Annotated in this window: 12 protein-coding genes; 9 read left to right on the top strand and 3 right to left on the bottom strand. The window is 65.9% G+C overall.

Going from position 1 to position 12,674, the window contains the following annotated elements:
• The first annotated feature begins 96 nt into the window (after positions 1–96).
• From ACO550_RS09745 to ACO550_RS09735, 3 genes are all read left to right on the top strand, one after another.
• A complete protein-coding gene (locus ACO550_RS09745; RefSeq protein ID WP_315595225.1) occupies positions 97–525 on the top strand; it encodes an AraC family transcriptional regulator in 429 nt (142 codons plus the stop codon).
• Positions 522–1,220, top strand: a complete 699-nt coding sequence (locus ACO550_RS09740) for an HAD-IA family hydrolase (protein WP_315595224.1) — start codon at positions 522–524, stop codon at positions 1,218–1,220. The genes ACO550_RS09745 and ACO550_RS09740 overlap by 4 nt, the downstream gene beginning before the upstream one ends.
• Positions 1,221–1,317: 97 nt before the next feature.
• Entirely contained in the window at positions 1,318–1,668 is a 351-nt protein-coding gene (locus tag ACO550_RS09735; RefSeq protein ID WP_315595223.1) for a cupin domain-containing protein, read from the top strand.
• An 89-nt stretch (positions 1,669–1,757) separates the two neighbouring features.
• Here ACO550_RS09735 and ACO550_RS09730 read toward each other — a convergent pair whose 3' ends face one another.
• From ACO550_RS09730 to ACO550_RS09720, 3 genes are all read right to left on the bottom strand, one after another.
• Complete coding sequence (locus tag ACO550_RS09730; RefSeq protein WP_315595222.1) at positions 1,758–2,249, bottom strand: Lrp/AsnC family transcriptional regulator; 492 nt, start codon at positions 2,247–2,249, stop codon at positions 1,758–1,760.
• A 76-nt stretch (positions 2,250–2,325) separates the two neighbouring features.
• Positions 2,326–3,261 carry a glyoxylate/hydroxypyruvate reductase A gene (locus ACO550_RS09725; protein WP_315595221.1) on the bottom strand — a complete coding sequence of 312 codons (936 nt, stop codon included), beginning with the start codon at positions 3,259–3,261 and terminating at the stop codon, positions 2,326–2,328.
• A gap of 4 nt (positions 3,262–3,265) precedes the next feature.
• Positions 3,266–4,132, bottom strand: coding sequence for a GNAT family N-acetyltransferase (locus ACO550_RS09720; RefSeq protein ID WP_315595220.1), 867 nt, complete (start codon positions 4,130–4,132; stop codon positions 3,266–3,268).
• A gap of 375 nt (positions 4,133–4,507) precedes the next feature.
• On the opposite strand from ACO550_RS09720, the gene ACO550_RS09715 reads away from it, so the two are divergent.
• From ACO550_RS09715 to ACO550_RS09690, 6 genes are all read left to right on the top strand, one after another.
• Positions 4,508–5,800 carry an FAD-binding oxidoreductase gene (locus ACO550_RS09715; RefSeq protein ID WP_315595238.1) on the top strand — a complete coding sequence of 431 codons (1,293 nt, stop codon included), beginning with the start codon at positions 4,508–4,510 and terminating at the stop codon, positions 5,798–5,800.
• A gap of 60 nt (positions 5,801–5,860) precedes the next feature.
• Positions 5,861–7,480, top strand: a complete 1,620-nt coding sequence (locus ACO550_RS09710; RefSeq protein ID WP_315595219.1) for an ABC transporter substrate-binding protein — start codon at positions 5,861–5,863, stop codon at positions 7,478–7,480.
• Positions 7,481–7,502: 22 nt separating this feature from the next.
• The gene (locus ACO550_RS09705; protein WP_315595218.1) at positions 7,503–8,459 is read left to right on the top strand and encodes an ABC transporter permease; all 957 of its coding nucleotides are present in this window, start codon (positions 7,503–7,505) and stop codon (positions 8,457–8,459) included.
• 21 nt (positions 8,460–8,480) lie between these two features.
• Positions 8,481–9,362, top strand: a complete 882-nt coding sequence (locus ACO550_RS09700) for an ABC transporter permease (protein ID WP_315595217.1) — start codon at positions 8,481–8,483, stop codon at positions 9,360–9,362.
• Positions 9,362–11,017 (top strand): ATP-binding cassette domain-containing protein, encoded by a 1,656-nt coding sequence (locus ACO550_RS09695; RefSeq protein WP_315595216.1) that lies wholly within the window; start codon positions 9,362–9,364, stop codon positions 11,015–11,017. Before ACO550_RS09700 ends, ACO550_RS09695 begins: the two co-directional genes overlap by 1 nt.
• A gap of 107 nt (positions 11,018–11,124) precedes the next feature.
• Positions 11,125–12,606, top strand: a complete 1,482-nt coding sequence (locus ACO550_RS09690; protein ID WP_315595215.1) for an NAD-dependent succinate-semialdehyde dehydrogenase — start codon at positions 11,125–11,127, stop codon at positions 12,604–12,606.
• Positions 12,607–12,674: the final 68 nt, after the last annotated feature.

Below are 12,674 nucleotides of genomic sequence, written 5' to 3'. Positions count from 1 at the left end.
ATTCTGCTCCCGGGGCCGGTGACTTTGCAATTCGATGCGGAATGAGCCGGCAACATCAGCGTTAAGCGCGGTGGGGTTGCTCTTATGCTGAGGGTTATGAAAGCCCTTGCTAGCGCCCCCGCAAACCCCTTCGCCGATCGCCCGCCGCCGTGCGAGAACAATCCGCGCCTGGCTGCCGCGCTGGCATACATCCACCTGCATCTGGACGAACGGCTGAAGCTCGACCAGCTCGCGCAGCTGTCCCGCCTCAGTGTCAGCCGTTTCATCACGGTATTTCGCCAGGCGCTTGGCATGCCACCGCACCGGTACATCAGCGGTGCACGGCTGACGCGCGCGACATCGATGCTCAAGCTGGGCCACTCACCAGCGGTGACGGCGCAAGCATGCGGCTTTTACGACCAGAGTCATCTGGCGCTTTGCATGAAAAACGCCTGCGGACTCACCCCGCGGCAGTTTCAGAGTGCCGCAGGCGCGGCCGGCAAGTTCCACCCTCCCCTATCCCTTGAAGAGCGAGTGCACCCATGAGTCTGAAAGATTTTAAAGTCCTGACCTTCGACGTAGTCGGCACCCTGATCGACTTCGAACGCGGCATGCTCGATTACCTGCGCAGCGTCGCCCCCGACGCCAAGCTCAGCGACGAGGACTTCCTGGCCGCCTACCGCCAGGCACGCAAGAGCCCTGACACGACGTGGTATCCGGACGATCTGGAGCGCTGCTGGAAAGCCATCGCCCCGGGCCTGGGCCTGCCCGCGTCGGACGAAATCGCCCGCGGCTTCCGGGATTCCGTGGCCCGCTGGCCGGCGTTCCCCGATTCGGTGGAAGCACTCAAGCGCCTGCGCAAGCATTTCAAGCTGGTGACGATGACCAACGCCCAGACCTGGGCGCTGCGCCATTTTGCGCAGACACTGGACAACCCGTTCGATCTGGAACTGAGCTGCGACGACGCGATCTGCGAGAAGCCCGATGCGCGCTACTTTGCCTACGCACGCGGCCGCTACGAAGGCGCCTGGGGCTACAAGCAGGCCGACAACCTGCATGTCGCGCAAAGCCAGTACCACGACATCGGCATCTCCAGGCAACTCGGCATCACCACCTGCTGGATCGAGCGCCGTCATGCGCAGAAAGGCTCCGGCGGCACCATTGAATCGGCCCACACCGTCCCTGACTACCACTTCCACACGCTGGCCGAACTGGCCGATGCGGTAGAAGCCGGCAAGTAAGTACTGCACGGTTTGCCCGGCCCCACGGCCGGGCAAACCGTGACATTCCACCCCGCCCGATCACCCTGCCCGATTCTCTGCCAGATTCCCTGCCCCCATGTCCATCGTCATCCTTTCCAACTCCGCCCAGGCCGAAGGCCTGACCTCCAGCGGCGCGGTAGCGCGTCCGCTGAGCCAGCCCGCCTGCGAGACCGCATCGCTGGAAGTCGCGCTCGACGGCGCGGGCGAGAACCGCTCCGGCCTGTGGGAATGCACCCCGGGCCGCTTCGAGCGGCAGCTTGCCAATGCCGAAGTCATGCATATCCTCAGCGGCGCCTGCACGTTCACGCCCGCCGGCGGAACCGCGCGCGAGATTCGTGCGGGCGACACGCTGTTCTTTCCCGCCAATACCGTTGGCGTGTGGGATATCCGCGAGACCGTACGCAAGGTGTACGTCGTGATGGGATAAGTTGCGGGCCGACTTACGGGCTGAACTGCGAGTTGACCTGCCTGCCGCATGCCCCGTTTCCACGGGGCTCGGTAGTCAGTCCGACGGGGTCAGTCCGACGGGAACAGCCGTTCGATCGGATAGTGGGTCTTGATGAACGGCGACTTGATGACGATGAAGCTGAAATACTTCTCGATGCCGATATTGCTTTCGAGCAGGCTCTCCATCAGTTCCTGATAGTGGTTCACGCCGCGCGTGATGAACTTCAGCAGGTAGTCATACCCTCCGCTCACCAGGTGGCACTCAACGATCTCGTCGACCGCGGCCACCGCCTTCTCGAAATGCGCGAAGTCCTCGCGATGATGGTCCTGCAGCGTGACCTCGGTGAACACCGTCAGGATGTCACCGAGTTTGTCCATGCGGATCTGTGCGCTGTACCCGCCGATATAGCCCGCCTGCTCGAGCCGCTTGACGCGAATCAGGCACGGGCTGGCTGACAGGCCGACCGCTTCCGCGAGATCCACATTGGTCATCCGCCCGTTCTTCTGCAGATGAGCCAGTATGCGAAGGTCCAGACGATCGAGTTTGATAGGCGCAACCATGTTTCCTAATGACAGACTTAACTGGATAGCATTCTCCCCGGGCCTCGGGGAGTAAGCAACCGCCACATCCGGCGCGTCAGTATCCTTTCGTACGATCCACCAGGCCCAGCATGGGCTCGCCGTCGCGCAGGCGGCGCAGATTGTCGAGCACCACGCGCGCGGCAGTATCAGGCCGCGTCATGCTGGCCACGTGCGGCGTGATCCAGACGCGCGGATGGCGCCACAGCGGATGCCCGGCCGGCAGGGGTTCCGGTTCCGCCACGTCGAGCACGGCGTCGCCCAGTTGGCCATCGTCCAGCGCCCTCAACAAGGCCGCCGCATCCAGATGCTGTCCGCGGCCAACATGGACCAGCCCAGCCCCTCTTGGGAGCTTGGCGAACAACCCGGCATCGAGCATGCCGCGCGTCTCGTCGGTCAGCGGCAGCAGGCATATCAGGATGTCGGTGCGCGCCAGGAACGCATCGAGCGCGGGCCAGCCGGCAAACGTCTGCACGCCATCGATCTGTCGCGCGGAACGCGCCCAGCCGGCGCAGTCGAAGCCGAACGATGCCAGGCGCGCCAGCACCGCCTGCCCCAGCGAGCCCAGGCCCAGCACACCAACCCGGCAAGCCGATGCCGCCCGGACTTGCAGGGGTCGCCACTCACCCTGCGCCTGCTGGCGTCGGTATGCGGGCATGTCGCGATGCAGCGCCAGTACGGATAACGTCACATACTCGACCATGCCCTCGACAATGCCCGGCTCGATCATGCGCACCAGCGGCACATGGCCAGGCAGTCGCGACAGATCGAACTGGTCGATGCCAGCCCCGGTGGAGAACAACACCTGCAAATTGGGGAATGCCGTGAGGTCCTCGGGCGGCTCCCATGCGGCCAGGAACTGCACGTCCGCCGGATCGCCGACGTCGGGCCACATCCGAAAGCGCAGATGCGGCGCCTCGCGGGCGAATACCTCGGCCCATGTTGCGCCGCGCACGGGGTCGGCCTTGTAGAGAAACGTTGCTGCGTCACGCATGCATTTATCCCAATGTCTCGTCGGCCAGCACCACACAGCAGCAGTGATCGGGGCGCACGCCACGGTCACCCCTGAGCAGCACGGCGGTTCGGCCGGTCTCTTCCAACCCCAAGCCGGTGATCCATTCGCGCAGGTCCGGCCCGGCAACCACGTCAAGCCGCAGGAAGCGGCCATCGGCCAGTGCGGCAAGGTGCGCCACCAGCGCGCGTGCGGTGTCCTCGCACGGCGCCACCACCGGGCCGATCACCGCGCCGCGTCCAAAGCGACGCATCATCGCGAATCCCTGTGCGCCATCACGGTGATCCAGCACCACCGCGCCCAGCGCGCCGGGCAACCATGTCTGCAGCATCCGTTCGCGCGTCATGCCAGTGGCACGCGCGTCCAGTTCGGCCAGCAGCGGCAGGTCCTTGCGTCCCGCCGGGCGCAGCCGCGCGCCGTCCGGCAGCGCCACCAGTGGCGGCTGCACGGCCTTGCCTTCGAAGCGTGTAATTTCTCCGACCTGCGCAAACCCCAGGGCGGCCGCCCAATCCGGCACCGGCAACGCCACGTGCATGCGCGTGGCACGCGACTCCAGCCCCGCGCAGAGCGCCTGCAGCAATTGCTTCCCCAGACCGCGCCCGCGCCAATCCGGATGCACCACGACCAGGCCCAGCGATGCTTCGTACTGGCCCCATAGCCAGCGCATACCCACGCCGACGATCTTGCCGTCGACCTGCACAGCGCGGCCTTCGCCGATTTCGAACAGGAGCTTCCAGTCGCGCAGGCGATGCGGCCAGCCTGCCAACTCGGAGAGCGCGAGCGCCTCGGGGAGATCGCTTTGCACCATCGCGCGGACGCTGGCAGCGCTGCCAGCACGTTGTGCGGGAGTCATTGCGGAATGCATGGCGTGCACGACACAGCCAGTATGGATTCAGGAAGCCGCCATGATGCGATGAAGCGGTGGGTCAAGATAGGAAAAAATGCTTGTCCTGCCCGTACGCACCGTAGCCGTGCAAACCACGGGTTATCCCGGAGATTTTTGCGGTGCACATGCACGCGCGTCGTGCCCATGGCAGGCAATGCCGAATGCCCGGTCCGAAACCGCAGTAATCGCTGTGGGGGCGTCAAGAACCCAATAAAGTCTTCGGATATGCATGCTTCAATTTCAACGTGATGACGCAGGCCGCAAACGGTGCCTTGCGAGCCAGGCTTTCCGGCCTCGGCCGCACGATGCCCGCGGCGCCTAAACGTGACTGACGTGACTGAAATGAAGCTCGATAGCTATTGGAAAGAAGGCGTCCCGGCATTCGTCGGCACGTCCGACGCATTGCCGGCCCATGTTGATGTGGCCATCGTGGGCGGCGGCTTCTGCGGCCTGTCGGCCGCGCTCGGGCTGGCACGCCGCGGCGCCCGCGTGATCGTGCTGGAAGCAGGTAGCCGCCCGGCCGGCGAGGCATCGGGCCGCAACGGCGGCCACGTCAACAACGGCCTGGCCGTCGACTACGCCACGCTGGCGGCGCGCGTCGGCGCCGCGCAGGCGCGTGCCTGGTATCACGCTTACGACACCGCAGTGGACACGGTCGAGTCGATCGTGCGTGACGAACGCATCGACTGCGATTTCGTGCGGCGCGGCAAACTCAAGCTGGCCTCGCGCCCGGCGCATCTGGACGCATTGGCCCGCAGTGCCGAGCGGCTGCTGCGCGATGGCGTGGATGCCGACGTCGAACTGATGGATGCGGCGCGCGTGCACGCCGAAGTGGCCAGCGACCGCTATCACGGCGGCCTGCTCTACAAGAAAAGCGCACAGATGCATATGGGCCGCTTTGCGCTTGGCCTGGCCGACGCTGCAGTGCGTCATGGCGCGGCGATCCATCTCGACACGCCGGTGCAACGGCTTACGCGCGTCGGCACCGGCCACACGCACCGTATTCAGACGCCGCGCGGCACCGTGCAAGCTGACCAGGTGCTGCTGGCCACCGGCGCCACCCGCCATGGCGGCTATGGCAGCTTTGGCTGGCTGCGCCGCCGCATCGTACCGATTGGCAGCTTCATCATCGCTACTGCCCCCTTGGGCGAGGCCCGCGCACAAGCGCTGCTGGCCGGCCAGCGCACCTATGTCACGACCGCCAACGTCCACCACTACTTCCGCCTGTCGCCCGACCATCGCCTGATCTTCGGTGGCCGTGCACGCTTTGCCGTATCGAGCCCGCAGTCCGATGCGCGCAGCGGTGCCATCCTGCGCGCCGGCATGCTCGAAACCTTCCCGCAGCTTGCCGATGTGGACATCGACTTCTGCTGGGGTGGCCTGGTCGACATGACGCAGGACCGTCTGCCACACGCCGGCGAACGCGACGGGCTGTACTACGCCATGGGATTCAGTGGACACGGCACACAGATGTCAGTGCACATGGGCCAGTGCATGGCCCGCGTGATGACTGGCGAAGCAAACGCCAACCCATGGCGCGGGCGCGACTGGCCAGCCATTCCCGGTCATGTCGGACCGCCCTGGTTCCTGCCCGCCGTCGGCCTCTACTACAAGATGAAGGACGCCGTGTCCTGATCTGTCACGACTCAACAGACCCCTCCCGAAAACACTCCGCCCCCTACAGGAGCTATCGCCATGTTTGACAAGAAGCCGTTGGAAGACTTCGTCGGTCCCACCGAATCGACCCGAATCATGCATGCGTTGCAGCGCGGCGCCACGCGGCGCGACATTCTCAAGCTGCTGGCCGCCGGCGGGATGCAAGCCGCCCTGGCGGGCTCCCTGGCTGGGGTGGCCGTGTCCGCCCACGCGCAGACACCGCGCCGCGGTGGCCGCATCCGCGTGGCGGGCGACAATGCCTCCGCCGCCGACACGCTCGACCCCGCCAAGCAATCGAACAAGACCGACTATTGTCGCGGCACGATGCTGTACAACGGGCTGACCGAACTCGACCCCACGCTGGCACCCCAGCCGGCGCTGGCCGTGTCGTTCGCCACGCAAGACGCCGTCACGTGGGTCTTCAAGCTGCGCAGGGATGTCACCTTCCATGACGGCAAGGCGTTGACGCCGGCGGACGTGGTGTTCTCGCTGCTGCGCCACAAGGACCCCGCCACCGCGTCCAAGGCCAAATCGCTGGCCGACCAGATCAAGAGCGCCACGGCCACCGGCCCCAATGAAGTGACCGTGGTACTGACCGCGCCGAATGCGGACTTCCCGGTTATCGTCGGCACGTTCCACTTCCATATCGTCCGCGCCGGCACGACGGACTTCAACCAGGGCATCGGCACTGGCCCGTACAAGCTCAAGGAGTTCCGCCCGGGCGTGCGCTCGCTGGTGGTACGCAACGACAACTACTGGAAGCCCGGCAAGCCATATCTGGACGAGATCGAATTCGTCGGCATCGGCGACGAAGGCGCACGCGTCAACGCGCTGCTGTCGGGCGACCTTGACCTCGTCGCGTCGATCAATCCGCGCTCGGCGCCGCGCGTCAAGGGTGCACCCAACACCGACATCTTCGTGACGCAGTCCGGCCAGTACACGGACCTCATCATGCGGCGCGACAGCGGCCCGGGCGCGAACCCGGACTTCGTGCAAGGCATGAAGCTGCTGCTGGACCGCGAGCTGATGAAGAAGAGCATTGCGATGGGTCATGCCGTGCTGGGCAATGACCAGCCGATCGACCCGACCAACCGCTTCTACTTCGCAGGCCTGCCGCAAACGGCGTTCGATCCCGAGAAGGCCAAGTTCCATCTCAAGAAGGCCAATATCGGCAGCACGGCAATCCCGGTGGTGGCATCGCCGGCCGCGCTGTATTCCGTGGACATGGCGCAGATCCTGCAGCAGAGCGCACGCCAGGCCGGCGTCAATCTGGAAGTCAAGCGCATGCCGGCCGACGGCTACTGGTCCAACCACTGGCTCAATAGCCCCGTGGGCTTTGGCACCGTCAACCCCCGCGCCAGCGCCGACACGCTGCTCACGCAGTTCTTCAAGTCCGATGCCACGTGGAACGAATCGCGCTACAAGGATCCGAAGTTCGATGCGCTGCTGCTGGCCGCGCGCGCGGAAACCGACGTGGCCAAGCGCAAGCAGATGTATGCCGACATGCAGACGATGATCCGCCAGGACGCCGGTATCGGCATCCCGCTATTCGTCGCCTCGGTCGACGGGTTCAACAAGCGCCTGAAGGGCCTGTCGCCGGTGCCGCTGGGTGGCCTGATGGGTTACTCGTTCGCCGAGCATGTCTGGCTGGCGGCGTAACGCCACGCGTGTAGGAGGTATCGTGAATCAGTTCATCCTGCGCTTGCTGGCGCGCCGCCTGGGGCTGGCGGTGCTGTCGCTGCTGGCCGTTTCCGTGATCGTCTTTGCCATCACCGCGGTATTGCCCGGCGATGCCGCCCAGGAACAACTCGGGCAGGACGCCACCCCCGAGGCCCTGGCTGCGCTGCGCGCGCAGATGGGTCTGGATGTGCCGGCGCCGGTGCGCTACGCGCATTGGCTCGGCGGCATGCTGAAGGGGTCGGCAGGCACATCGATAGTCACCGGCATGCCGGTCACCGACACTATTGGCGGTCGTCTGCCGCACTCGCTGCTGCTCGCCGGCCTGACCGCGCTGATCTCGGTACCCGTGGCCCTGGGGCTAGGCATCCTGGCTGCCGTGTACCGCGGCACATGGTTCGACCGCGCGGTCAGCATCGGCTCCGTGGCGGTGGTGTCCATCCCGGAGTTCCTGGTCGCCACACTGGCCGTGCTGCTCTTCGCGGTGCAGTTGCGCTGGCTGCCGGCGCTGGCCTACGTGAGCGAAGGCGATTCATGGCAGACGCTGCTCCGCTCCCTGGCCATGCCCGTGATGAGCCTGTGCTGTGTGATCGTGGCGCAGATGCTGCGCATGACCCGTGCCGCCGTGATCGACCAGCTCAACGCTCCGTACATCGAGATGGTGCGGCTCAAGGGCGCCTCGCCGGCGCGCATGGTTCTGTTCCATGCGCTGCCCAACGCGATCGGCCCGATTGCCAATGCCGTGGCGCTGAGCCTGTCGTACCTGCTGGGCGGCGTGATCATCGTCGAGACCATCTTCAACTACCCTGGCATTGCCAAGCTGATGGTCGATAGCGTGTCGCAGCGCGACATGCCCGTGGTTCAGGTGTGCGCCATGATCTTCTGCGTGGCCTACCTGATTCTCGTCACGCTGGCCGACGTCTGCGGCATCGTGGCCAATCCGCGCCTGCGTCACCGCTGACGCGCCATTGGAAGTCTCATCATGTCCACGACAACGAATACCCACACCACGCCCGCCGTGACCACCGACCCCACCCACCCTCGACTGAAGCTGCCCAGACTCGGCGTACCGGGCTGGCTCGGCGCGCTGGTGCTGCTGGCCTGGCTGGTGGCCGCCATCGTCGGCCCGATCCTGATCACCACCGACGGCACGCCCATCGGCGACATTCAGGTGTTTGCACCGGTCAGTCTGCAGCATTGGCTTGGCACGGACTACCTCGGGCGCGACATGCTGGTACGCGTGGTGCTCGGTGCGCGCTACACGGTATGCGTGGCGCTGGTCTCCACGCTTTGCGCGAGCGGCCTGGGCATTGGGCTGGCGCTGCTGGCCACGGTCAGCGGGCGATGGATCGACACCGCACTCAGCCGCGGCCTGGACACACTGACCGCCATTCCCAGCAAGATGTTCGCGCTGATCATGGTGGCGGCGTTCGGCTCGTCGGTGTGGATGCTCGCACTCACGGCCGCCATCATCTACATTCCCGGCGCCTTCCGTATTGCGCGCTCGCTGGCCGTCAATATCAACGCGATGGACTACGTGACAGTGGCCCGCACCCGCGGAGAAAGCACTGGCTACATCATGCGCAAGGAAATCCTGCCGAACATTCTCGGTCCGATGCTGGCCGACCTGGGCCTGCGCTTCGTCTACGTCGTACTGCTGCTGGCCAGCCTGAGCTTCCTGGGCCTGGGCATCCAGCCGCCCGACGCGGACTGGGGATCGCTGGTGCGTGAAAACATCGGCGCACTGGCCGATGGCAGCATGGCCGTGATCGCACCGGCGCTGGCCATCGCGAGCCTGACCATCGCGGTCAATCTCGTCATCGACAACCTGCCGGGCCGCTCGGCACGGGCCGGAGGCAAATAATGGGCAAGTCAGTACAAGTCACCAATCTGCGCATCGCCGCAGGCGACGTCACCATCGTCGACGACGTCAACTTCCAGATCGCGCCAGGCCAGGTGCTGGCGCTGATCGGCGAATCCGGCTCGGGCAAGACCACCACGGCATTGTCGTTGATGGGGTACGCGCGCCACGGCTGCGAAATCGTCGGCGGCAGCATCCGCGTCGGCGACACCGATGTGCTGGCCCTGTCACCAGCACAGCAGCGCGCGCTGCGCGGCCGGTCCATTACCTATATCGCGCAGAGCGCGGCCGCGTCGTTCAACCCGTCGCGCACGATCATGGATCAGGTGGTGGAACCGGCGCTGATCCACCGGCTGATGGACCGCGCCAGTGCCGAGCGCAAAGCCGTGGATCTGTTCCGCGAACTGGCCTTGCCTAATCCCGAGACCATTGGGGAACGCTATCCGCACCAGGTATCGGGCGGCCAGTTGCAGCGCCTGATGGCGGCCATGGCACTGATTACCGACCCGGACCTGGTCATCCTCGACGAGCCCACCACGGCGCTCGACGTGACCACGCAGGTGGAAGTGCTGCGGGCGTTCCGGCGCGCGGTGCGCGAGCGTCAGTCGACCGCGGTGTACGTCAGCCACGACCTCGCGGTGGTGGCGCAGGTGGCCGACCATATCCTCGTGCTGCGCGACGGGCAGATGCGCGAACTTGGCGAGACCGACCAGATCCTGCAAGCACCGCGCAATGACTACACGCGCAGCCTGCTCGACGCTGCGCGACCGACCGAACGCGGTGGGCGGGCCGAGCGTCCGGAGGCCAACCCCGTGCTGCTGGAAGTGCGCGGGCTGTCGGCCGGCTATGGCGCGGTCGATGCCAAAGGGCAACCCGAGATCAAGATTCTGGACGACATCAACCTGACGCTGCATCGCGGCCAGTCGATCGGCGTGATTGGCGAATCGGGATCGGGCAAGACCACGCTGGCGCGCGCCATTGCCGGCCTGGTGGCGCCGTGCGGCGGCAGCATCCACTTCGACGGCCAGCCGCTGCCGCCAACGCTTGCCGGCCGGCAGCGCGAAGCACTGCGTCGGATCCAGATCGTCTTCCAGATGGCTGACACGGCATTGAACCCGTCGCACACCATCGAGGAAATCCTGGCGCGTCCGCTACAGTTCTTCCGTGGTCTACGCGGCGCGCCGCAACGCGCACGCATCCGTGAGCTGCTCGATCTGGTGCGACTGCCCGCCGGCCTTGCCACCCGCACGCCCGCAGGGCTGTCGGGCGGTCAGAAGCAACGTGTCAATCTTGCTCGCGCGCTGGCCGCTGAACCCGAACTGATCCTGTGCGACGAAATTACCTCGGCACTGGATACCGTGGTGGGCGCGGCGATTCTCGACCTGATGGCCGACCTGCGCCGCGAGCTCGGGGTATCGTATCTGTTTATCAGCCACGACCTGCACACGGTGCGGGCGATCTGCGACGAGATCGTGGTCATGCAACACGGCCGCAAGCTTACCCAGGTGGCGCACGCCGATTACCAGCGCGGTCCGCACCATCCGTACTACGCGCTGCTGGAGCGTTCCGTGCCAGAGCTGCGCCGTGGCTGGATCGACGAAGTCGATCTCGGCGCCGCGCGCGCGGCCGCGCAAGACAGCGCCACGGCCGCACCCTGAGGGCCGCTGCACCCGTATCCCTTCCCCTTTTTATCCGAATCTCTTCCGGGCCATCGCCGCGTAGCGCGCGGCATGGCAACGGTCCCCTATTGCCAAGGAGAAACGTCATGCCTTTGACCATCGAGAACACCAGCCTGCTGCCGGGCGCCAACCTGATCGGCGCCGAATGGTGTGCCGCCGCAGACGGCCGCACCCTGAACGTCAGCGACCCCGCCACCGATGAGGTCTTCGCCACCGTGCCGGACAGCGGCGCCGCCGACGCGCAGCACGCCGTCAACGTTGCACACGCCGCGTTCGCCAGATGGCGCAAGGTGCCGGCCAAGCAGCGCGCCCAGATCGTCAAGCGCTGGAACGACCTGATCGTGGCCCATGTAGAGGATCTGGGCCGCCTGATCTCGCGCGAGCAAGGCAAACCGCTGGCCGAAGGCAAGGGTGAGGTTCTGTACGCTGCCAGCTACGTCGAGTGGTTCGCCGAGGAAGCCACGCGCACCGATGGCGATGTCATCGCCGCACCGGTGCCTGGCCGCCGCATGTTCGCCCTGCGCGAGCCGGTGGGCGTGATCGCCGCCATCACGCCGTGGAATTTCCCGGCCGCGATGATCGCGCGCAAGATCGCGCCTGCGCTGGCCGCCGGTTGCACAGTTGTCTGCAAGCCGGCCGAGGACACCCCGCTCACTTCGCTGGCGCTGGTCAAGCTGGCCGAACAGGCCGGTGTACCCGCAGGCGTGTTGAACATCGTCACCGCCTCGCGCGAACGCGCTGCCGAAGTAGTCGACGTCTGGCTCGACGATCCGCGCGTGCGCAAGATGACGTTCACTGGCTCCACACCAGTAGGCAAGCATCTGGCCCGTCGCTCGGCCGATACACTCAAGAAGTTGTCGCTGGAACTGGGCGGTAACGCGCCGTTCATCGTGTTCGACGATGCCGACCTGGACGCTGCCGTCGACGGGCTGATGGCCGCCAAGTTTCGTAATGGTGGTCAGACCTGCGTCTGTCCCAACCGCATCTACGTGCAGGACAAGGTCCACGACGCCTTTGTCGAAAAGCTGGCCGCACGCGTGAGTGCGCTGGTGGTAGCCCCCGCCACCGACCCGGCCGCGCAGATCGGTCCGATGATCAACGCGCGGGCCGTGGAAAAGATCGAGCGCCACGTCAACAATGCGGTGAGCCGCGGTGCTCGCGTGGTGACTGGCGGCAAGCGCATCCGCTCCGAACGTTGCCCGGGCGCGAACTACTACGCACCGACGGTGCTCGTCGACGTCGACGCGACGATGGACTGTTCGTGCGAGGAGACGTTCGGACCGGTGGCACCGGTGACGCGCTTCCACACCGAGGCTGACGTCGTGGCAGAAGCCAACGCCACACCGTTCGGCCTGGCGGCCTACTTCTACTCCAACGATGTGCGCCGCATCTGGCGTCTGGCCGATGCGCTTGAATCGGGCATCGTCGGCATTAACGAAGGCGCGGTCGCAGCGGAAGCCGCGCCGTTCGGCGGCATCAAGGATTCCGGCTATGGCCGCGAAGGATCGCGCTACGGCCTGGAAGAGTATATGCACATCAAGTACGTGTGCCAGGGCCAGCTCGACTGAGTGCGGCCCATGCTGTCCGCGCCCGCCCCGCGGGTGCGGACAGCGCAAACGAAGGAACTGCTGTTCGG

It is taken from the genome of Cupriavidus sp. (genome assembly GCF_057315035.1).
The sequence above is the reverse complement of the archived record's forward strand: the minus strand, read 5'-3'. Positions and strand labels throughout refer to the sequence as shown.